21 protein-coding genes are annotated in these 21,189 nt (G+C 69.2%); 4 read left to right on the top strand and 17 right to left on the bottom strand.

Annotated elements, in window-relative coordinates:
• Window positions 1–6: 6 nt before the first annotated feature.
• Window positions 7–510: a (2Fe-2S)-binding protein gene (locus AC1HIL_RS13290; protein ID WP_057589578.1), complete on the bottom strand. Its 504-nt coding sequence runs from the start codon at window positions 508–510 to the stop codon at window positions 7–9.
• Window positions 511–727: 217 nt separating this feature from the next.
• Here AC1HIL_RS13290 and AC1HIL_RS13285 point away from each other — a divergent pair, with 217 nt between their 5' ends.
• Window positions 728–1,873: a helix-turn-helix domain-containing protein gene (locus AC1HIL_RS13285; protein ID WP_479671956.1), complete on the top strand. Its 1,146-nt coding sequence runs from the start codon at window positions 728–730 to the stop codon at window positions 1,871–1,873.
• Between the two features lies 1 nt (window position 1,874).
• Here the strand turns inward: AC1HIL_RS13285 and AC1HIL_RS13280 are convergent, their stop codons facing one another.
• From AC1HIL_RS13280 to AC1HIL_RS13245, 8 genes are all read right to left on the bottom strand, one after another.
• Window positions 1,875–2,252, bottom strand: a complete 378-nt coding sequence (locus AC1HIL_RS13280; RefSeq protein ID WP_057589576.1) for a nuclear transport factor 2 family protein — start codon at window positions 2,250–2,252, stop codon at window positions 1,875–1,877.
• A 100-nt stretch (window positions 2,253–2,352) separates the two neighbouring features.
• The gene (locus AC1HIL_RS13275) at window positions 2,353–3,828 is read right to left on the bottom strand and encodes a M81 family metallopeptidase (RefSeq protein WP_479671955.1); all 1,476 of its coding nucleotides are present in this window, start codon (window positions 3,826–3,828) and stop codon (window positions 2,353–2,355) included.
• Window positions 3,825–5,078, bottom strand: coding sequence for a Zn-dependent hydrolase (locus AC1HIL_RS13270; protein ID WP_413764142.1), 1,254 nt, complete (start codon window positions 5,076–5,078; stop codon window positions 3,825–3,827). The genes AC1HIL_RS13275 and AC1HIL_RS13270 overlap by 4 nt, the downstream gene beginning before the upstream one ends.
• Window positions 5,079–5,105: 27 nt before the next feature.
• Window positions 5,106–5,819 (bottom strand): ABC transporter ATP-binding protein, encoded by a 714-nt coding sequence (locus AC1HIL_RS13265; protein WP_057589573.1) that lies wholly within the window; start codon window positions 5,817–5,819, stop codon window positions 5,106–5,108.
• Entirely contained in the window at window positions 5,816–6,583 is a 768-nt protein-coding gene (locus AC1HIL_RS13260) for an ABC transporter ATP-binding protein (protein ID WP_413764143.1), read from the bottom strand. Before AC1HIL_RS13260 ends, AC1HIL_RS13265 begins: the two co-directional genes overlap by 4 nt.
• A complete protein-coding gene (locus tag AC1HIL_RS13255) occupies window positions 6,580–7,539 on the bottom strand; it encodes a branched-chain amino acid ABC transporter permease (RefSeq protein WP_479671954.1) in 960 nt (319 codons plus the stop codon). The genes AC1HIL_RS13260 and AC1HIL_RS13255 overlap by 4 nt, the downstream gene beginning before the upstream one ends.
• Before the next feature lie 5 nt (window positions 7,540–7,544).
• Complete coding sequence (locus tag AC1HIL_RS13250; protein WP_057589571.1) at window positions 7,545–8,405, bottom strand: branched-chain amino acid ABC transporter permease; 861 nt, start codon at window positions 8,403–8,405, stop codon at window positions 7,545–7,547.
• 85 nt (window positions 8,406–8,490) lie between these two features.
• A complete protein-coding gene (locus AC1HIL_RS13245) occupies window positions 8,491–9,696 on the bottom strand; it encodes an ABC transporter substrate-binding protein (protein WP_422097721.1) in 1,206 nt (401 codons plus the stop codon).
• A gap of 242 nt (window positions 9,697–9,938) precedes the next feature.
• Between AC1HIL_RS13245 and AC1HIL_RS13240 the strand changes: the two genes are divergently transcribed.
• Window positions 9,939–10,703, top strand: coding sequence for a FadR/GntR family transcriptional regulator (locus tag AC1HIL_RS13240; RefSeq protein ID WP_057589569.1), 765 nt, complete (start codon window positions 9,939–9,941; stop codon window positions 10,701–10,703).
• Window positions 10,704–10,712: 9 nt separating this feature from the next.
• Here AC1HIL_RS13240 and AC1HIL_RS13235 read toward each other — a convergent pair whose 3' ends face one another.
• Window positions 10,713–11,663 (bottom strand): LysR family transcriptional regulator, encoded by a 951-nt coding sequence (locus tag AC1HIL_RS13235; RefSeq protein WP_479671953.1) that lies wholly within the window; start codon window positions 11,661–11,663, stop codon window positions 10,713–10,715.
• 97 nt (window positions 11,664–11,760) lie between these two features.
• Between AC1HIL_RS13235 and aptA the strand changes: the two genes are divergently transcribed.
• A complete protein-coding gene (gene aptA / locus AC1HIL_RS13230) occupies window positions 11,761–13,113 on the top strand; it encodes an omega-aminotransferase AptA (RefSeq protein ID WP_479671952.1) in 1,353 nt (450 codons plus the stop codon).
• Here aptA and AC1HIL_RS13225 read toward each other — a convergent pair whose 3' ends face one another.
• The 7 genes from AC1HIL_RS13225 to AC1HIL_RS13195 form a co-directional block, all read right to left on the bottom strand.
• The gene (locus AC1HIL_RS13225; RefSeq protein ID WP_479671951.1) at window positions 13,114–13,983 is read right to left on the bottom strand and encodes a hypothetical protein; all 870 of its coding nucleotides are present in this window, start codon (window positions 13,981–13,983) and stop codon (window positions 13,114–13,116) included. It abuts the gene before it with no gap.
• A gap of 104 nt (window positions 13,984–14,087) precedes the next feature.
• A complete protein-coding gene (locus tag AC1HIL_RS13220; protein WP_413764147.1) occupies window positions 14,088–15,476 on the bottom strand; it encodes an FAD-dependent oxidoreductase in 1,389 nt (462 codons plus the stop codon).
• A gap of 18 nt (window positions 15,477–15,494) precedes the next feature.
• A complete protein-coding gene (locus tag AC1HIL_RS13215; protein ID WP_261207827.1) occupies window positions 15,495–15,944 on the bottom strand; it encodes a GNAT family N-acetyltransferase in 450 nt (149 codons plus the stop codon).
• On the bottom strand, window positions 15,941–16,504 hold the full coding sequence (locus AC1HIL_RS13210; protein WP_093349162.1) for a phosphonate degradation HD-domain oxygenase: 564 nt from the start codon (window positions 16,502–16,504) through the stop codon (window positions 15,941–15,943). Before AC1HIL_RS13210 ends, AC1HIL_RS13215 begins: the two co-directional genes overlap by 4 nt.
• Before the next feature lie 2 nt (window positions 16,505–16,506).
• Window positions 16,507–17,955 carry a phosphonoacetaldehyde dehydrogenase gene (gene phnY, locus AC1HIL_RS13205; protein WP_479671950.1) on the bottom strand — a complete coding sequence of 483 codons (1,449 nt, stop codon included), beginning with the start codon at window positions 17,953–17,955 and terminating at the stop codon, window positions 16,507–16,509.
• Window positions 17,956–17,973: 18 nt separating this feature from the next.
• Window positions 17,974–19,200 (bottom strand): phosphonoacetate hydrolase, encoded by a 1,227-nt coding sequence (gene phnA / locus AC1HIL_RS13200; RefSeq protein WP_479671949.1) that lies wholly within the window; start codon window positions 19,198–19,200, stop codon window positions 17,974–17,976.
• A 1-nt stretch (window position 19,201) separates the two neighbouring features.
• Window positions 19,202–19,924: a phosphonate utilization associated transcriptional regulator gene (locus AC1HIL_RS13195; protein WP_479671948.1), complete on the bottom strand. Its 723-nt coding sequence runs from the start codon at window positions 19,922–19,924 to the stop codon at window positions 19,202–19,204.
• Window positions 19,925–20,082: 158 nt separating this feature from the next.
• On the opposite strand from AC1HIL_RS13195, the gene AC1HIL_RS13190 reads away from it, so the two are divergent.
• Window positions 20,083–21,123 carry a putative 2-aminoethylphosphonate ABC transporter substrate-binding protein gene (locus AC1HIL_RS13190; RefSeq protein ID WP_057589559.1) on the top strand — a complete coding sequence of 347 codons (1,041 nt, stop codon included), beginning with the start codon at window positions 20,083–20,085 and terminating at the stop codon, window positions 21,121–21,123.
• Window positions 21,124–21,189 lie beyond the last annotated feature (66 nt).

Here is a 21,189-nt window from a genome sequence, read left to right as displayed (position 1 = left end):
CTCTCCTCAGGCCGCGGCCGTGGCCTGGACCGGAACCGGCTTGCCCGAGGCCATGGCCTCGCCGCCCATCTGCACGGCCTTGACGATGTTCTGGTAGCCGGTACAGCGGCACAGGTTGCCGTCGAGCAGCTCGCGGATCTCGGATTCGCTCGACTTGGGGTGGTGGGTGCACAGGTCGATGGCGCTCATGACCATCCCCGGGGTACAGAAGCCGCATTGCAGGCCGTGGCATTCCTTGAACGCGGCCTGCATCGGGTGCATGGTGCCGTCGGGCTGGGCCACGCCCTCGATGGTGGTGATCTCGGCGCCGGCCACCTGGGCCGCCAGGATGTTGCACGATTTGACGGCGCGGCCGTCGACGTGGACGGTGCAGGCGCCGCACTGGGCGGTGTCGCAGCCGACGTGGGTGCCGGTGAGGTGGAGGTGCTCGCGGATCGCGTGCACGAGGAGGGTGTTGGGTGGCGCGTCGACGGTGACCGAGCGGCCGTTGACCTTGAGGGCTACCTGCATGTGGCTGTCTCCGTGAAGGGTGATGGCTGACAGGCCCGCACCCACGCTGCGGCGTGGCGGCATGGGCGGGCCCCGTGGGCATCTTGGATGCCGACCCCCTGCACTATCCTAGGCAAAACCCTCGACGCTTGCGCCGGGGGCCTGAAATTCTCAAAATGAAACAGCTTGCCGTTCGGCAGGTCCCCAAAACGGGCGTCCCACGCGCCCCGCAAACAAGATGCTCGCTTCCAACGCCCTGCCGACACCCGAGCGCTCGCTGGCCATCGCCCAGGCCCGACAGGCCCTGATCCATGGCGATGCCGCCGATCTCCGCGTTCCGCCCGGCAGCCGCATCGAACCCTGGATCGCCCGCTCGTGGCAGCGCTGCATCGAGGCCGGCCAGCAGCCGCAGCAGCGCGTGAGCTTCGAGCCCGTGAGCCGCGGCGTCCAGCGCGAGGTGATGGAGCGCAACCGCGCCCTGGTGTCGGCCGCGCGTCCGGTGATCGAACGCCTGTCGCGCGCCATCGCCGACACCCGCTATTTCGCCGTGCTCACCGATGCCGAGGGCATCGTGGTCGACCTCGGCGTGCTGCCCGACGGCACCGACGACGCGAGCCGCTATGCGCGCAACATCGGGCGCATCGGCGTCGACCTGTCGGAGCGCGCCATCGGCACCAGCGCGATCGGCACCGCGCTGGCCGAGCAGGAGTCGGTCTGGCTGCACGGCGGCGAGCATTTCTTCGACGACACCAGCGTCTACAGCTGCGCCGGCGCGCCGCTGTTCGGTCCCCAGGGCGACTGCATCGGCATGCTCGACCTGACCGGCGTGCAGGTGGCCGAGCGGCCCGAGCTGCGCCACCTCGCGACCCTGTCGGCGCGCAGCATCGAGAACGCGCTGGTGCTGCGCGCGCCCTGTGCGATGCTGCTGCGCCTGGCCTGGCCCGGCTGCGCCACCAGCGAGGCGGCCGAGGGCCTGCTGTGCATCGACGGCGGCGGCAACGTCACGGGCGCCAATGCTGCGGCGCGGCAAATGCTGCACCAGCCGCTGGCGCGCAGCCAGGGCGGCCTGCATTGCAACGACCTGTTCGCGCTGCCGCTCGACATGCTGTTCGATGCCGCGCGACGCGGCGACGCGGTGCTCGAGGTGCCGCTGTGGTCGGGCCTGCGGGTGCAGGTGCGGCCCCAGCGCGGCGACGGCAGCAGCAACGGCGCCGCCGCGCCCGAGCCGCGACCGCGGCTGCGCGACGTGGAAACCGCGCTGATCCGCAAGGCCGTGGCCGATGCCCGCGGCAACGTGGCCGAGGCGGCGCGCGCGCTGGGCATCAGCCGCGCCACCGTCTACCGCAAGCTCTGGCGCGGGCGCGGCACCGGCACCGCGGACTGACTCAGGCGCCGACCGGCACCTTGTCGAGAAAGCCGGTCACCGAGCGCAGCTTGCCCGCGTCCAGCCGCACGAAGTCGGTGCCCTGGATCAGGTCCTCGGCGCCGCTCGGCCCGAGCGTCCACGAGAAGCGCACATGGTCGCCGTGCGCGTCGGCCTTGCCCAGCAGGTTGAAGCGGAAGCCCGGGTAGCGCTGGTGCACGGCGCCGACCAGCGCGCTGATCTGCGCATGGCCGCTGCCCTGCATGAGCGGGTCGACGTACTGCGCGTCGGCCGACCAGCCGGCTTCGAGCAGCGCGGCGCGGCGCGCGGGATCGGTCTCGTTCCAGACGGCGATATAGCCCTGGGCGATGGCGGCGGGGTCGTGGGCGGCGGTGTTCATGGCGACGATTCCTTTCGTTGAATCCCGCGACGTTGCGGGGTGAAGGAATGGTCGTTTCAGCGGCGCTCGGGGTCCATGACGTGGGAGGTCATGAAAGCCTTCAGATCGGGTCGAGCGGAAACACCGGCCGCCGCACCTTGCCGAACGGGAACAGTCCGTAGTCCGAACTGGTCACGCCGCGGCTGTCGCACTCCACCAGCGCGGCCGCGAGCGGCTCGAACACCGGCCGGCAGTACATGCGCGACTTCAGCAGCAGGAAGCGCTCGCGGCGCGGATCGAGCCCCGTGCATGCGAACACGCCGATGTCCCACGGCTCCTGCGTGCGCTCGGTGACCACGATGCGCGCGGCGCCGATGTCGAACAGCACCGTGCGGCCCATGCTGGCGCGCTGGCCGGTGTAGGTCGGGCCGGTGATGACGTACTCACCGTCGCAGATCGTGCGCACGATGCCCGTGAGCCGGACCGGCGCGCTCTCGCGGCCGATGCCGGCCAGCGAGACCTTGTTGCCCAGCGCCACCGTCGCAGTTGCGCCCTCGCCCGCCGCGACCAGTTCGGCCACCGCCTCGGGATCGCACAGCGGCCCGACGCCGATGCCCTCGAGCCCCTGGGCCAGCGCCTCCTGCAGCACGTCCATGGTGTCGCAGCTGCCGCCCGACATGCAGTTGTCGCCATGGTCGAGCAGCAGCACCGGACGCTCGGCGCCTTCGGCCAGCTGCTTCGCGCGCGCGACCGAGTCGGCCAGCGGCTCGCTGTCGTAGACGAAGGCCTCGCGCTCGTTCCACATCTGCGCCGCGATGCGGTCGGCCGTGGCCTGCGCGCGCTCGCCCGACTGCGCGTCGACCACGATCACGCTCATGCACGGCGCCTCGATGTCCGACAGCGAGAAGCCCGCGAGGATCGACACCGCGAGCGATTCGCCCGAGGCCTCGGCCGCGCGCGCGGCGTCGATGGCGTGCTGCATCGCGCCGGTGTAGGAGGCGCTGCGCAGCGTGTGGGCCATCAGCGGCAGCGAATGCCAGCGCATCGCGGGCCGCCCGCGCCCCGCCAGCAGGTCGAGCAGCAGCCGGCCCGCGTGTTCACCGGTCTCGTACATGTCGACGTGCGGATAGGTCTTGAAGCCGACGATCACGTCGGCGTTCTCCACCATCGCGGGCGTGACGTTGGCATGCAGGTCGAGCGCCACGCCGATCGGCACGCCGGGCGCGGCCGCGCGCAGCCGCACCAGCAGGTCGCCCTCGCCGTCCGCGCTGTTGTGGGCCACCATCGCGCCATGCAGGTCGAGCAGGATCGCGTCGCAGCCCGGCGCCGCATCGACGATGCGTTGCGTGAGCTCGTCGTAGGCACGCGCATCGACCGGCCCGCTCGGGTTGGCCGAGGCCGACACCGGCGTGACCAGCTCGGCGCCGGCCGCCTCGGCCAGGTCGATGAAGGCCGACATCGCGGTGCGCATGCCCTTGTTGTCGCGGTAGGCCTGCGCGCCGAAGGTCGGGCCGTCGGGCCCGAAGGCCGCGAGCGGCGTGGGCACGGGCGAGAAGGTGTTGGTCTCGTGGTTGAGACGCGCGATCAGCACCTTCATGCGGCCACCCCGGCGCTGCGGAGCATCGCCTGCAGCAACACATTGCAGCCGGCCTCGAGATGATCGGGCTGCGCGTCCTCGATCTCGTTGTGGCTGATGCCGTCGCGGCAGGGCACGAAGATCATCGCCGCGGGGCACACGCGCGCCAGGTACACCGCATCGTGGCCCGCGCCGCTGATCACGTTCATCCAGCCCAGGCCCTGCGCCTCGGCCGCCTCGCGCACCGCCGACACCAGCGCCGGCGTGAAGGGCTGCGGCGGGAAGTACACGACCTGCTCGAGCGTCGCCTCCACCTTCGACGTGCCCGCGATGCGTTGCACCGCGGCCTTGAGCGCGGCGTCCATCGCCGACAGCACCACGTCGTCGGCCGCGCGCAGGTCCACGCTGAGCTTCACGCGGCCCGGGATCACGTTGCGCGAGTTCGGATAGGCGTCGATCCAGCCGACCGTGCCGCGCCCGTGCGGCGCATGGGCCAGCGCGATGCGGTTGACCTCGGTCACCAGTTCGGCGGCCGCGAGCAGCGCGTCCTTGCGCAGCTCCATCGGCGTGGGACCGGCATGGGCCTCCATGCCCTGCAGCACCACGTCGTACCAGCGCTGGCCCAGCGCGCCCTCGACCACGCCGATCACGCGCTCGTGGGCCTCGAGCACCGGCCCCTGCTCGATGTGCGCCTCGAAGTAGGCGCCGACCGGCGACGAAGCCGCCGAGGCCGGCACGCTGCCCGCGTAGCCGATGGCCGCGAGCGCCTCGGCCACGCTCACGCCCTCGGTGTCGCGCTGCGCGAGCGCATGCTCGAGCGTGAAGGCATCGGCGAACACGCCCGAGCCCATCATCACGGGCACGAAGCGCGAGCCCTCCTCGTTGGTCCACACGGCCACCTCGATCGGCGCCTCGGTCTGCACGCCCGCGTCGTTGAGGCAGCGGATCACTTCCAGTCCGGCCAGCACGCCGTAGTTGCCGTCGAACTTGCCGCCCGTGGGCTGGGTGTCGATGTGGCTGCCGGTGGTGACCGGCGGCAGCGCGGCGTTGCGGCCGGCGCGGCGCGCGAAGATGTTGCCGATGGCGTCGACGCGCACCTCGCAGCCCGCCTCGCGCGCCCAGCGCACGAACAGGTCGCGGCCCTGGCGGTCGAGTTCTGTCAGCGCGATGCGGCAGACGCCGCCCTTCTCGGTGGCGCCCAGGCGCGCCAGTTCCATCAGCGAGCGCCAGAGGCGCTGGCCGTCGATACGCAGTTCGGTGTGTGGTGTCATGGTTTTCTCTGAATCGATGGGTGCGCCTCAGGCGAGGCCCACGCCCAGGTAGCGGTCTTTCACGTCGTGGTCGGCCATGAAGGCGGCATTGCCGGCCTCGTGCACGATCCGGCCCTGCTCGACGATGTAGTGGCGATCGGCGAGTTGCACGCAGACCTCGAGGTTCTGTTCCACCAGCAGGATCGCGACGCCCGCGGCCTTGATGGTCTGGAGCTGCGCGACGATCTCCTCGACGATCACCGGCGCCAGGCCCTCGACCGGCTCGTCGAGGATCAGGAGGCGCGGGTGGTTCATCAGCGCGCGGCCGATGGCCAGCATCTGCTGCTCGCCGCCCGAGAGCTGGCCGCCGCCGTTGCGGCGCCGCTCCTTCAGGCGCGGAAAGATGCGGTAGATGTCGTCGAGCTGCCACGGCGACTCGCGCCGTTGGCCGAGCAGCAGGTTCTCCTCGACCGTCAGCAGCTTGAAGATGCCGCGGTGCTCGGGCACCAGGCAGACGCCGCGCGCGGCGATGCGGTGCGCGGGCTGGCCCGCGATGTCGGCGCCCTGGAAGCGCACGCGCCCGGCCGTGGGCGTGACCGCGCCCGCGATGCTCTTGAGCGTGGTCGACTTGCCCGCGCCGTTGCGGCCCAAAAGCGTCACCAGCTCGGCCTCGCCCACGCGCAGCGACACGCCCTGCAGCACGTGGCTCTTGCCGTAGTGCGCGTGCAGGCCCTCGACCTCGAGGATGTGGCTGGTGCTCATGCCTTGCCTCCCGTGATCATGTTGCCGAGGTAGGCGCTGCGCACGCGCGCATCGGCGCGGATGTCGCCCGGCAGCCCCTCGGCCAGCACGCGGCCCAGCTGCATCACGGTCACGGTGTCGGAGATGTCCATCACGATGTTCATGTTGTGTTCGATCAGCACCACGGTGTGCTCCTCGCGCAGGCCGCGGATCAGCTGCTTCATGTCGTCGAGGTCGTCGATGCCCATGCCCGAGGTCGGCTCGTCGAGAAAGATCGCCTTCGGCCGCGCGGCCAGCGCCATGCCGACCTCGAGCCGCCGCTGCTGGCCATGCGAGAGCTCGGCCGCCGGCACGTGGGCGAAGCGCTCGAGGCCCACGCGCTGCAGTACCTCTTCCACGATCGCCTTGCAGGCCATCTCGCCGACCGGCGCGCGCCAGCAGTTCATGGCCTGGCGCGGCGCAATGCCCTGCGCCGCCACGCGCAGGTTCTCGCGCACCGCGAGGCTGCCGAACAGGCTCGTGACCTGGAACGAGCGCGCCATGCCGCGCTGCACGCGGCGGTGGTCGGGCTCGCGCGTCACGTCGTGGCCGTCGAACAGGATGCGCCCGCCGGTGGTGGTGCCGGTGCCCGTGAGCATGTGGAACAGCGTGGTCTTGCCCGCGCCGTTCGGGCCGATCACCGAGTGCACCGTGTTGCGGCGGATCTTCAAGTCGACGCCGCCGAGCGCGGCGAACTTGCCGTAGTGCTTGGTGACGCCGACGGCTTCGATGAGGACGTCGCTCATGCTTTCTCTCCCTGCGCGGCGGTGGCGCCGGCGCCTTGCGCGCCCTTCCCGAAGATGCGTCGCCAGGCGCTCTCGCCCAGCCCCCAGAGGCCGCGCTGCATGCCGATGCTCACGCCGATCAGCAGCAGCCCCAGCAGCAGCAGCCAGCGCGGCCACAGCGTGGAGAGCCAGTCGGCCAGCAGCACGTAGAAGGCCGACCCCAGCACCGAGGCGAACAGGTTGCCGGTGCCGCCGATCACGGTGATGACCAGGATCATCTCGCTCGTGTGGTACTCGGCGTTCGACAGCGGCGCGATGCCGGTCATCATGGCGTGCAGCCCGCCCGCGAGGCCGGTGACGGCGCCCGAGATCACGAAGGCCAGCAGCTTGAAGCGCCGCAGGTCGTAGCCCACCGCGGCGGCGCGGTCGCCGTTGTCGCGGATCGCCAGCAGCGTGCGGCCGAACACCGAGTCGGTCACGCGCAGCAGCAGGCCGAAAGCGATCAGGAACATCACGGCCACGAAGGCGTAGTACTTCCACGGCGTGTCCATGAAGGCCGGGCGCGGCACGTCGAGCAGGCCGTTGTCGCCACCGGTCAGGCCCGAGGCCGTGTAGGCCACGAAATAGAACATCTGCGCGAAGGCCAGCGTGAGCATCACGAAGTAGGTGCCGCGCTGGCGGATCGCGACCCAGCCGACCAAGGCCGCGCCGAGCGCGCCCATGCCGATGGCCGCGAGCAGCGCCAGCGACATCGGCAGCGCGAGCCGCGTGAGCAGGATCGCGATGGTGTAGCTGCCCAGGCCGAAGAAGATGCCCTGGCCGAAGGACAGCAGGCCCGTGTAGCCCAAGAGCAGGTTGCAGCCGAGCGCGGCGAGCGCGTAGATCAGCACCTCGCTCGCGAGCGAGCCCGAGCGCATGAAAAGCGGCAGCGCCAGCGTGACGGCCAGTGCCAGCAGGAAAGTGATTTTTCTGGGCATGGCGTTCATCCTCTGCGGCCGAGCAGGCCATGCGGGCGCAGCAGCAGCACGGCCGCCATCGCGATGTAGATCATCAGGCTCGCACCGGGCGGCCACAGGGTGCTCATCAGGCTCTGCACGATGCCGATCAGCAGGCCGCCAACCAGCGCGCCGCCGAAGCTGCCGAGCCCGCCGATCACCACCACCACGAAGGCCACGCCGAGCGCCTCCACGCCCATGAAGGGCTCGGCGCCGCGGATCGGCGCGGCCAGCACGCCGGCCAGTGCCGCCGTGGCCGCGCCGAGCGCGAACACCAGGCTGAACACGCGGAACACGTTGATGCCGAGCAGCGAGACCATCTCGGTCGACTCGCTGCCCGCGCGCACCGCGCTGCCCAGGCGCGTGCCCTCGAGCACCCACCACAGCAGCACCGCGAGCACGGCGGTGAAGCCGATCACGAACAGCCGGTACTTCGGATAGATGAAGCTGCCCCACATCACCACGCCCTGCAGCAGGTCGGGCGTGGGCACGCTGTTGCCCAGCGGGCCCCAGAAGACGATCACGATCTCCTGCACCGCGAGCGCGAGGCCCACGGTGACGAGGATGTGGAATTCATGCGCCTTCGCGTAGACGCGACGCAGCAGCAGCTTCTCGGCCAGCCAGCCGAGCGCGCCGACGGCCAGCGGCACCAGCACCAGCGCGGCCCAGAAGTTCAGGCCCCACTGCAGCGCCTGGAAGCACAGGTAGGCGCCCAGCAGGTAGAAGGCGCCATGCGCGAAGTTCACGAAGCGCAGCAGGCCGAACACGATCGACAGGCCGACGGCCAGCAGGAAATACAGCATGCCGATGCCGATGCCGTTGATGGTCTGGAGCAGGTAGACGGACATGGGTGTGGGGAATGGAGCGTGCGGGCGGACCGCGCCCCGCCGCCCCACCGCGGTGGCACGGACGAGATCGCGGAACCGGCGTGACTCAGGCCAGCTTGCAGCCCGTCTTGTCGACCGGCAGGAAGGACTTGCCGGAGCTCACCACCTCGACGTAGTCGGCCGCGTCCTTCATCTTCGACTTGGCCTTGCCCTTGAGCAGGTAGTAGTCCTTCACCACCTGGTGGTCGGCCTTGCGGATCTCCTCGCTGCCCGTGAGGCCGTCGAACTTCATGCCCTCGAGCGCCGCGATCACGGCCTTCTGGTCGACCGTGCCGGCCTTCACGATGCCGTCGATCAGGATCTTGGTGCAGATGTACGAGCCCGCGAGGCTGTAGTTGGGCACGATCTTGAGCTTGTCGGCGGTGCGCTTCACCAACTCCTTGTTGAGCGGCGTATCCACCGTGTGCCAGTACTGCGCGCCGAAGTACACGCCGTCGCAGAGGTCGGCACCGAGCTCGTCGAACTGCTCGAGCCCCGAGGCCCAGGCCATCAGGATCGTCATGTTCTTGTGCATGCCGAAGCTCACCGCCTGGCGCAGCGCGGCCGAGGACTGGGCGCCGAAGTTCAGCAGCAGCAGCACGTCGGGCTTGGCGGCCATCGCGTTGGTGAGGTAGCCGCTGAACTCCTTCTCGTTGAGCGAGTGGTAGCTGTTGCCCACGTGCTCGATGCCCTTCTCCTGGAAGATGGTCTTGGCCGCGCTCAGCAGGCCGTCGCCGAACACGTACTGCGGCGTGATCGTGTACCAGCGCTTGGCCTTGGGCATCTGCGCGACCAGCGGGCGCACGGTCTGCTCGATGGCGCCGAAGGTGGGCACCGACCAGCGGAAGGTGGCGGGGTTGCAGTCCTTGCCGGTGATCTCGTCGGCGCCCGCGGTGGTGATGAACAGGCCGCCGGCCTTCTCGGCCTCCTTGCCCATGGCCAGCGCTTCCGACGACAGGATGCCGCCCGCGAAGAACTTCGCGCCCTGCTGCTGCGAGGCTTCCTGCACCTTGCGCACCGCGGTCGCGGGCTTGCCCTCGGTGTCGAGCACCGTGTAGGCCAGCGGACGCTTGAGCACGCTGCCGTACTGCTCGATCGCCAGCTTCATGCCGAGGTCGGCGAACTTGCCGTTGGCCGCGAAGGCGCCCGACATCGGCACCGGGCAACCGAAGCGGATCGCCTCGGCCGATTGCGCGAAAGCCGAACGGCCGGCCAGCAGGGAAGCGGGAGCGGCCGACAGGGCGGCCAGTTGGAGAAGGTGTCTGCGTTGCAAGAGGAACTCCGTCGTGGTGAGGGTGGAGGGGATGGGCGTCCGCGGTCGCGGCGAATTTAAGCGGATAAATAGGATTAATATGCTGGTAAAAACCCGCTAGCAATCCTCGTGCCCAAAAACCACCGACTTCGCGGCCCCCTCGCCCCGCCCGCGTGCACCACGCCGATGCACCCAGTACCGCTGGGTAAGATCGCGCGCTGTTGCGCATTCCGCGCATCTCCCGAGGGACATCGAGCGTGGGCATGACAGTGGGGCAACACCGCCCGAAGCGACAAAAGCTCTCGGACGTCATCGTCGAGGACGTGAAGCGCTGGATCGTGGCCGAGCGCAAGCAGCCCGGCGACCGGCTGCCGAACGAGAAGGAACTGATCGAGCTGTTCGGCTATTCGAAGAGCACGGTGCGCGAGGCGCTCAAGGCGCTCGAGGTCAGCGGCCTGATCTCGATCCGCACCGGGCCCGGCGGCGGCGCCTACCTGCAGCAGGTGTCGGTCGAGCATGCGTCCGAGCCGTTGCGCAACTTCCTGCACTTCCACCACCTCGACGGCCACCACATCTACCAGCTGCGCAAGGCGCTCGAGCCCGAGCTCGCGGTCAGCGTGGTGGGCCGGCTCACGCCCGAGATGTTCGAGCGGCTCGAGGAGAACGTGCGCCTGTGCACGAAGGAACCGGCCTCCGAGGACGAGCAGCGCATCCAGCGCGAGGCCGAGCTGGCCTTCCACACCATCCTGGCCGAGGCCTGCCCCAACCCGGTGCTGTCCTTCATGTGCCGCTTCCTCAACGACCTGCTGCGCGACCTCGTGGTCTACAAGAAGGCGCTCGACCACCACCACTTCGGCGAGGCCAACGTCGACTACCACACGCAGCTGCTCGCGGCCTACCGCAAGGAGGACGCCGCGACGGTGCAGCGGCTGATGAGCGAGCACATGGTCGACGCCGAGCAGCACATGCACGAGATGGAGGCGCACATCGGCGCCAAGCATCTGTTGGTGCCCAACGCCCAGCGCTGAGCGCGCCTCCTACTTGCCGCGGTGCGCCGCCGTGAGGCAGGCCTGGAACGCCAGCACCGCGCGCGAAGGCTTCGGCGAACGCCGCAGCAGGCTCACGAAGCGGCATTCGTAATGGAAGCGCTCGGGCAGCACCGGGCGCATCAGCCCGCGCTGCTCGAACACCTGCGCATAGTGGTCGGGCAGGAAGCCCAGGAAACGCCCCGACAGGATGAGCGTGGCGATCGCCTCCTGGTCGAAGCCCGTGGCCTTGCGCGAGAGCTGCGCGCGGTGGCTCAGCTCCATGTTGGGCGAGTGGTAGCCCAGGCCCGCGAAATGGTGCTCGCGCAGCTTGGGCCAGGTGAGCTTTGCATGGCTGGCCTCGAAGAGCGGATGGCCGCGGCCGCAATACAGCAGCATGGTCTCGCCGAACAGTTCCTCATAGACCAGGCTCTTCGAGCTGCGGTGCGCCGGGATGATGCCGATCTGGAAGTGGCCCTCGAGCACGCCCTGCTCGATCGCGTTGATCGAACCCACGTGCACCGCCAGGCTGACCTCGGGCGCCACCTCGGCGAAGCGCGCGATCGCCTCGCCGATGCGCGCCTGCGGATTGGTCGCGGTCTTGTCGAACAGCGCCACCTCAAGCTGGCCGCCCATGCGGTTGTGGATGTCGTCGATGCTGCCGCGGAAGGTGTCGACCGAAGCGAGCAGCCGCAGCGTCTCGTCGTAGACGCGTTGGCCCTCGGCCGTGAGTGCGAAGCCGGCCCGGCCGCGCCGGCACAGCACCAGGCCGAGCCGGGTCTCGAGGTCCTTCACGTGGCGGCTCACTGTCGAGGTGCCGATGTTGAGCTCGAGCTCGGCGGCCGCCATGCCGCCGCAGTCGACCACGCTCTTGAACACCTTGAGCAGGCGCAGGTCCATGTCGCTGAGCTGGCCCAGCACGGCACGGCTGCGGACCGTGGAAGCGCCTTCTTTTACTTGCATGGATCGTCAAGTGAACATTGATATTGCGCCATTCTCCACACTGAATGGCTTGCCAACAATAGTCGCGTCAGCTTTCCCACCCAACCTGGACGCACCCATGACCCTCGCCACGCCCGACCTCGCCAACCCGGCCCCGCGCACCGATGCCGCCTGGCTCGAGGCGCACTGGATGCCCTACACCGCCAACCGCCAGTTCAAGGCCGACCCGCGCCTGATCGTCGAGGCCAAGGGCGCCTACTTCACCGACCACGAAGGCCGCAAGATCTTCGACGGCCTCTCGGGCCTGTGGTGCTCGGGCCTGGGCCACGGCCGCCCCGAGATCACCGAGGCGGTGAGCCGCCAGATCGCCAAGCTCGACTATTCGCCGGCCTTCCAGTTCGGCCATCCGCTGTCCTTCGAGCTCGCCAACCGGCTCAAGGAACTGACGCCCGCCGGCCTCGACTACGTCTTCTTCACCGGCTCGGGCTCCGAGGCCGCCGACACCTCGCTCAAGATGGCGCGCGCCTACTGGCGCGCCAAGGGCCAGGCGAGCAAGACCCGGCTGATCGGGCGCGAGAAGGGCTACCACGGCGTCAACTTCGGCGGCATCTCGGTCGGTGGCATCGGCGCCAACCGCAAGCTGTTCGGCCAGGGCGTCGAGGCCGACCACCTGCCCCACACCCAGCTCGCGACCAATGCCTTCACGCGCGGCATGCCCGAGAACGGCGCCGAGCTGGCCGACCGCCTGCTCGACCTGATCGCGCTGCACGACGCCTCGAACATCGCGGCCGTCATCGTCGAGCCCTTCGCGGGTTCGGCCGGCGTGGTGATCCCGCCGCAGGGCTACCTGAAGCGCCTGCGCGACATCTGCACCGCCAACAACATCCTGCTGATCTTCGACGAGGTCATCACCGGCTTCGGCCGCTGCGGCACGCTCACCGGCGCCGATGCCTTCGGCGTGGTGCCCGACATCATGAACGCCGCCAAGCAGATCACCAACGGCGCGCAGCCGCTGGGCGCCGTGATCGCCAGCAAGGAGATCTACGACACCTTCATGGCCGCGGGCGGCCCCGACTACATGCTCGAGTTCCCGCACGGCTACACCTACTCGGCCCACCCCGTGGCCTGCGCCGCCGGCATCGCCGCGCTCGACGTGCTGCAGAAGGAAGACATGCCCGCGCGCGTGAAGGCGCTGGCGCCGCATTTCGAGAACGCCGTGCACAGCCTCAAGGGCAGCAAGCACGTCGCCGACATCCGCAACTTCGGCCTCGCGGCCGGCCTCACCATCGCCGCGCTGCCCGGCGAACCGGCGCGCCGTCCCTACGAGATCGCGATGAACTGCTGGAAGAAGGGCTTCTACGTGCGCTACGGCGGCGACACCATCCAGCTCGCGCCGCCGTTCATCTCGGAGAAGGCGGAGATCGATCGCATGATCAATGCGCTGGGCGACGCGCTGGCGGAAACCAACTGATCAGACTCCGCCCGACATGACCTTGATGTTCGAGGTGCGCACGGCATACACGCCGCCGAAGCTCCTGAACCAGATCAGGTCGCCGGACCGCGCGATGAACCGGCCATTCATCTCGATCTCGATGCGGGGCGTCAGCAGATCCGACTTGTAGCTGAAGTCTTTCTCGGTCCCGCCCTTGGCCTGGCCGTCCTGCTGCGGCGCTTCCTTCGCGATGAAGGCCGAGAGCGCCGAGAAGCCCTGGGCCGCCTCCGTGCCCAGGCGGGCCTGCATCTCGGGCGTGAGGCGGGCCAGGTCGTCCAGCTGGTAGGACGAAGGCAGCTGGTACATGTAGACGCCCGACCACTGGTCGGCGCCCTGCCCGTACTCCAGCCGCACCGCCGCCGCGGTCAGCAGGCGGTCGTTGTCGGTCTTGCTCACGAACAGGTAGGGCGTGGCCAGCGTGCGGCCCGGCACGCCGGTCGCGGCATCGTCCACGACCTCCAGGCCCTGTTGCGTCGCGGCCGCGAGGAACAGCTCCCGTGGCGCCAGCGTCAGCTTGCCCCGCAGGCGCACGGCGTCCGCCTCGGTGTTGCTGTCGATCATGCTGATGTTGGCCGCCACGCCCAACGGGCCGAGCAGCAGGCCAAGGGCCGCGCCGCCGCCGCCGAAGTTCTGGGAGTAGACGATGCTCTTGGCCGCATCCAGATGACGCGTCCCATGGCGCTCGTCCTCGACCGCCTTGGAATGGGCCAGCGAGAAAGTCCCCGGCGACTGGCCGGTGACGGGGCGAAGCTTGTATGTCGGCGGCGTTCCGCAGCCGGCAAGACTCGCGACGGCCAGCAACGCGCCCAGCCAGAACGTGCGGCGGCGCACGGCCTTGAAATATGTCATGCCTTCTCCTCGTCTTCGTGTTGTGATGCCTGCCGCTCCCATGCGGCGCGCGGATCATAGACGGATGCCATGACGTGCGGGCCCGCCCGGCCCGCCGCCGCGGGTCAGGCCTTGTCGGCCTTGCCCGCGGCGTTGGCGAGCTTGCTGAGCATGCGGTCCACCAGCCACGGCTGGCGGTTCTCGTCCTCGGCGAGTTCCTTGCGGCGGATCGCATTGCGCACCACGATCGATCCCACGTAGCGCACCGGCTCGGGCGGGAAGTAGCCGAGCGGCCCCTTCGTGATCGGGCTGCGCGTCCAGGCGTTGTCCTGGTCGAGCACCAGCGACGACAGGATCTGCCCGCCCATGTAGGTCGGCCCGACGCCGTTGCCCGAGTAGCCGAAGCCGTAGTAGATGTGCGGCGCCCCATCGAGCCGGCCGAAGAACGGGAAGCCCGTGACCGAGCGGTCGGACGGGCCGTTCCAGCTCGCGGTGATCGGCGTTTCGCTCAGGGCCGGGAAGAAGGAACGCAGCGCCTGCGTGAGCTCGGCCTCGTAGGGCGAGCGCTCGTCGAACACCTTGGCCATGCGCCCGCCCCAGGCGAAGGTATTGCCGCCCTTGCCCAGCATGAGGCGGCCATCGGCGGTGCTGCGGTAGTAATAGACGAAGGTGCGCGAATCGAGCACCGACACGCCGTCGGTCAGGCCGCTGCGCGCGAGCAGCTCGGGGCAGCGCTCGGTGATCACCATGTCGCTCGACACGATGGCGATGGTGCGCTCGAACTGCGCGAAGCGGCTGGCCATCCAGGCATTCATCGCGAGCACCAGCTTCTGCGCGCGCACGCTGCCGGCCGGCGTGCGCACCACGACCGGATGGGCGGTGGAGAAATCGAGCATCGGCGTGCGCTCGTGGATGCGGATGCCCATCGCCAGCGCCACGCGCCGCAGCCCGCGCACCAGCTTGCCCGGATGCACGGTGGCGGCGATCGGCGAATACACGCCCGCGAGGTTGCGCGCCGAGCCCGAGCGCCGCGCCACTTCCTCGGGCGGCAGGGTGCGGTAGGAATGGATGCCGCGCGCCTCGAGCGCGCGCATCATCGGATCGAGCGTGCCGACCTGGGCCGGCGAGGTGGCGGTGTAGAGCGTGCCGTCCTGGCGCAGCTCGGCGTCGATGCCGTGGGCGGCGCAGAAGTCGGCGATGTGCTGCACCGCCGCCTCCGAGGCCTTGACCAGGCGCACCGCCTCGTCCTCGCCGAACAGCCGGCGCAGGGTCAGGAACTTGGCCGACCAGGTGAGCAGGCAGCCGCCGTTGCGCCCGCTCGCACCGGCGCCGCAGAGGTCGCTCTCGAGGATGACGATGTCGAGCGCGGGCGCCTGCTGCCTGGCCTGGATCGCGGTCCACAGGCCGGTGAAGCCGCCGCCGACGATGCAGAGGTCGGCCTCGCATTCGCCCTGCAGCGCGGGCGCGAGGTCACCGTCGTTGAAGAGAGCCTGTTCGATCCAGAAGGGGCGCATGGCGGCTCCGTGAAGGGGTCAGGGCTTGCGCCGCATCTCGTAGGAAAACTCGGACTCGCGCTCGACGACGAAGCCGAAGCGCGCGTAGAGCGCGCGGGCCGGATTCGCCTTGAGCACGCTGAGCGTGAGGTCCACGCAGGCACGCTCGGCCTCGACGACGACCTCGGCCAGCAGCCCGGTGCCGATGCCGCCGCCCTGATAGCCGGGCGCGAGCTGGATCTGGATCAGCACCCACTCGTGCGGATCGCGCGACACCTTGAGCAGGCCGACCGGCTCGCCCTCGTGCAGCAGCAGCTCGGCGCATTCGAAGCGGTGCATCAGCCGCGCCATGTGGTGCGCATCGCTGACCTCGGCGCCCGAAGCCACCACGTGGCCGTTCATCGTGCGCTGCCGCAGCGCGAGCAGGAAGGGAACGTCTTCCTGCGTGGCCGGGCGGCGCGCCAGCACGACCGGTGGCGCGGCGCTCATGCGGCGATGGCAGTAGGCTTCAACGCGGCCTCCAGGTGCCGCACGTAATGCGCGAGGTCCGGCGTCTTCGCGTCGGCGCACTTGGCCGTGTCGTCCCAGCGCCGCAGCCGCACCGCGTCCTTCGCGTAGGGCAGCGCCTCGAAGGCACTGGCCTGCGCCGAGTCGAACACGCCGCCCTGCAGCTGCAGGCTGCGCTGCGAATCGGGCGACAGCGCCTCGAGGTAGCCGGGCTCGCGCGCGCACAGGAAGCGCTTGGCATCGACGTGCAGCCGGATCGGCTCCAGCGTGGCCGGGCCGAACAGCGCGCGCAGGAACGGCAGGCAGCGGTACTGGTGCAGGTCGTCGAGCCCCTGCTGCGTCGGCGTGCCGCCGAAGTCGTGCAGCAGGTGACCCAGGTCGTGCAGCAGCGAGGCGGCGATCAGCGCGCTGTCCGCCCCCTCCTGCTCGGCCAGGTGCGCCGATTGCAGCGCATGCTCGAGCTGGGTGACGGGCTCGCCGTCGTACTGGGCATGGCCCTTGGTTTCGAACAGGCCGACGATGTCGGGAAGGCTCAGGCTCATGGTTACCAGGGCAGCGAGTAGGTCTTGGTGTTGGTGAAGCTCTTCATCGCCTCGAGCACGCCTTCCTTGTAGCCAAGGCCCGAGTCCTTGATGCCGCCGAAGGGCGTGAGTTCGAGCCGGTAGCCCGGCACCTCGCGCACGTTGACGCTGCCGACGTTGAGCTCGCGGATGAAGCGCGTGATGTGGTCGAGCCGGTTGGTGCAGATCGACGACGACAGGCCGTAGGCCGTGCCGTTCGAGATGCGGATCGCCTCGTCGATGGTCTTGAAGCGGATCACCGGCGACACGGGCCCGAAGGTTTCGTGCTTGGCCACCGTCATCCCGGGATCGACGCGGTCGAGCACGGTCGGCGAATACAGCGCGCCGCGGCGCTCGTTGCCGTACAGCAGCTTCGCGCCGGCCGCGATGGCCTCGTTGACCACGCCCTCGAACCGCTTCGCGGCGGCCTCGTCGATCACCGTGCCCATGTCGGTGTCGGGATCCATCGGGTCGCCGTACTTCAATGCACGGGTCTTGGCCACCAGCAGCTCGACGAACTGGTCGGCCACCGATTCGTGCACCAGCATGCGCTTGATCGCGGTGCAGCGCTGGCCCGAGTTCTTGTACGAGCCGCTGGCCGCGAGCGTGGCCGCCTCCTCGATGTCGGCATCGTCCATCACGATGATCGGGTCGTTGCCGCCGAGCTCGAGGATCTGCCGCTTGTAGACCGCCTTGGCCGCGATGTACTTGCCGATCGGCACGCCGCCGGTGAAGGTGACGAGGTCGACGTCGGCATTGGTCAGCAGTTCGTCGGCGATCTCGCTCGGGTCGCCCGTGAGCACCGACAGCATCGGCGGCGGCAGGCCGGCCTCGTAGAGGATGTCGGCCAGCAGGAAGGCCGCCAGCGGCGTCTTCTCACTGGGCTTGAGCACGATGCGGTTGTTGGTGGCGATGGCCGGCGCCACCTTGTGGATCACCTGGTTGAGCGGATGGTTGAACGGCGTGATGGCCGTGATCGCGCCCTGCAGCGGCTCGCGCAGCGTGTAGACCTTGCGGCTCTTGCCGTGGTGCGTGAGGTCGCACGAGAACACCTGGCCGTCGTCGACCAGCGCCTGGTTGGCCGCGAACAGCAGCACGTCGGAGGCGCGGCCCACCTCGTAGAGCGAGTCCTTGCGCGACAGGCCCGATTCGAGCGTGATGGTGCGCGAGATCTCGTCGAGGCGCGAGGCGATGATCTCGCCCGCGCGCATCAGGATCTTGTAGCGCTCGTAGCGCGTGAGCGTGGGCTTGTAGTCGCGCGCGATGCGCAGCGCGTTGCGCACGTCGTCGAGCGTGGCCTTGGGCACGGTGGCGATCACCTCGCCGGTGTAGGGATAGGTGACCTCGATCGTGCGGTCGCGGTAGACGCGCTCGCCGGCGATGCGCAGGGCTTCGCGGTGGATGGTGCCTGGCTTCAGCGTGGCTTGGCTCATGGGTGCTCCGGCGGTCGGTTACTGGGCGTGGTTCAGCGCGATGTCGAGCGCATCGAAGTTGCGCAGGCGGCGGCCGGCGGCGATGCCCGCCACCGGGCGGTTGCAGATCAGCGGCACGCGCTGCTCCGACACGCCGCCGTGCGAGCGCAGCGGCACCTCGAGCGCCGACAGGTCGTGGCGGCTGGCCGCGGTGCCGATCACGGTGTTCTTCTCGCTCACGACCACGATGTCGCCGATGCGGTCAGGCGGCAGCTCGAAGCGCTGCGCCGCCTCCTTGCGCGACAGCACCGACTCCATGCCCGGCACCTGCCGGATGCGCTCGATCCAGCCCGGCACGCTGGCCTCGTCGGGCGCGTAGACCGTGGCGAAGGAACCTAGCGCGCCGTGGTGCACCACGTAGGGATCGGTGATCGGCAGGATCACGCGCGCGGTGCCGGCGCCGTACCAGCCGTCGAGCACGTCCTGCAGGTAGATGACGTTGGGCGAGCCGTCGGCGCCGTGCTTGTCGTTCATGCCGTGGTCGGCGGTCAGCACGATGGTGGCGCCGAGCGCATCGAGCTGCGCCAGGTAGCGGTCCATCATCGCGTAGAAGGCATTGGCCTGCTCGCTGCCGGGCGCTGCCTTGTGCTGCACGTAGTCGGTGGTCGAGAGGTACATCAGGTCGGGACGGCGCGATTCCATCAGCTTCACGCCGGCCGCGAACACGAACTCGGAGAGCTCGGCGCTGTAGACCGAGGGCACCGGCATGCCGACCATGCCGAGCACGTCGTCGATGCCGTTCTCCTCCATCGTCACCTGGTCCGACTTCTCGGACGAGAAGCAGATGCCCTTCATGCGGTGGCCCAGCAGCTTGCGCAGCTTGTCCTTGGCCGTGACCACCGCCACCTTGGCGCCCGCGTCGGCGAAGGCGGCCAGCACGGTGCCGGCGCGCAGGTACCTGGGGTCGTTCATCATCACTTCCTGGCCCAGCTCGCGGTCGAAGAAGTAGTTGCCGCAGATGCCGTGCACCGCGGGCGGCGCGCCGGTCACGATCGACAGGTTGTTCGGGTTGGTGAAGGACGGCACGACGCAGTCGGCCAGCAGGTCGGCGCCCTCCTTTCGCATGCGGCCGATGTACGGCGCCACGCCGGCGGCGATGGCCGCGTCGAGGTAGGCCGGCTCGCAGCCGTCCACGCACACGACCACGATCGGGCGCGCCATCCAGCGATAACTCCTGGCATTGACTTCGAGGGTCTCCGGTGTCATTTCAGACTTCCTTTGGTGGGTTGTTCGTGGTGGCGGCTTCGGCATCGGCGCGGCCGAAGGCCTTGTGCATGCGCGCGCGGCTGCCCGCGACATGCCGGCGCAGCGCGCGGCCCGCGATCTCGGGGTCGCCGCTGGCGATGGCCTCGACGATGTCGCGGTGCTCGTCGGCCGAGACCCGCAGGCCGCCGCCGCTGTCGAGCGCGCGCATGCGGAACAGGTGCAGCTCCTTCACGAGGCGCTTGTAGGTCTCGGTCAGTTTCCTGCTGCCCGCGGTGTCGAGCAGGATCTCGTGGAACTGCAGGTTGAGCTGCGCGTACTGCTCCACGTCCTGCGCCTGGGCCGCCGAGCGCATGGCGTCGAGCATGGCGCGCAGCCGCTCGACGGCATCGAGCTTGATCGCCAGCGCCACGCGGCGGCCGATGATTTCCTCCAGCGCCTCGCGCAGCTCGTAGATCTCGTCCGCTTCCTCGAACGCGATCTCGCGCACGAAGACGCCGCGGTTCTTCTCGTTGCGCACCAGGCCCGCCTCCTCCAGCGCGCGCAGCGCCTCGCGGATCGGGCCGCGGCTGGTGTTGAAGCGCTGCGAGAGCTCGCTCTCGTTGATGCGGCTGCCCACCGGGAGCTCGCCCGTCATGATCAATCGCTCGATCTCCTCCTGCATCAGCATCGGCAGCGAGCTGGACTGGAGGAACGCGAGGGCGGAGGAGGGATTGCTGGTGACCATGGAACGCATTCTCCAGCCTCGGATTAAAAACTGTCAACAATTTTTTATTGACAGTCTTAAGTTGGCAATCTACATTGCTTTCACCGGATCCCGGCCGCCAGGCCCCGGACGCCCGCCACTCACCCTTTCGTGACAGCAAGCCCTCTCAGGAGAAACAGATGACGATGAAACCAAGCTCGCGCCGTCTCGCGGCCGTCCTGTGCGCCGCGGCGCTCGGCCTCGCGACCAGTGGTGCCGCCTGGGCGCAGAAGACCTCGCTCCTGGTCTACACCGCGCTCGAGACCGATGCCATGAAGCTCTATAAGGACGCCTTCGAGAAGGCCAATCCCGATATCGAGGTGAAGTGGGTGCGCGACTCCACCGGCATCGTCACCGCCAAGCTGCTGGCCGAGAAAGCCAATCCGCAGGCCGACGTGGTGGCCGGACTGGCCGCCAGCAGCCTCGCGCTGCTGCAGCAGGAAGGCATGCTGCTGCCCTACGAGCCCAAGGGCTTCAAGGAACTGAACCCCGCCTACTCCGATGCCGCGCGCCCGCCGGCCTGGGTCGGCATGGACGTCTGGGCCGCCACCATCTGCTTCAACCGGGTCGAGGCGCAGAAGCTGGGCCTGCCCAAGCCCGAGAGCTGGAAGGACCTCGCCAAGCCGGTCTACAAGGGCGCCATCTCGATGCCGCATCCGGCCTCCAGCGGCACCGGCTACCTCGACGTCTCCTCGTGGCTGCAGCTGTGGGGCGATGCCGAGGGCTGGAAGTACATGGACGCGCTGCATCAGAACATCGCGCAGTACGTGCACTCGGGCTCCAAGCCCTGCAAGCAGGCCGGCGCGGGCGAGTTCCCGATCGGCATCTCCTTCGAGTTCCGCGCCCACCAGGTCAAGAAGTCGGGCGCCCCGGTCGACCTGATCTTCCCGAAGGAAGGCCTGGGCTGGGACATCGAGGCCACCAGCCTCATGAAGACCAGCACCAAGCTCGAGCAGGCCAAGCGCTTCGCCGACTGGATGGCGAGCAAGGAGGCCAACCAGATCAGCGCACGCTGGTGGGCCGTGGTGGCCTATCCCGGCGTGGTCTCGAAGCTCGAGGGCATTCCCGACAACTACGAGAAGCTGCTCGCGAAGAACGACCTGAACTGGGCCGCCAAGAACCGCGAACGCATCCTGGCCGAGTGGAGCAAGCGCTACGAGGGCAAGGCCGAACCCAAGTAAGAGCTCGCCCCGCCTCTCCCGCCTGCCGTCTTCCTCCAACCCGCGGACACGCGCCCCGCCGCGTCC

It is taken from the genome of Variovorax sp. ISS6 (assembly GCF_056523145.1).
This window is presented reverse-complemented; position numbering and strand designations above follow the sequence as displayed.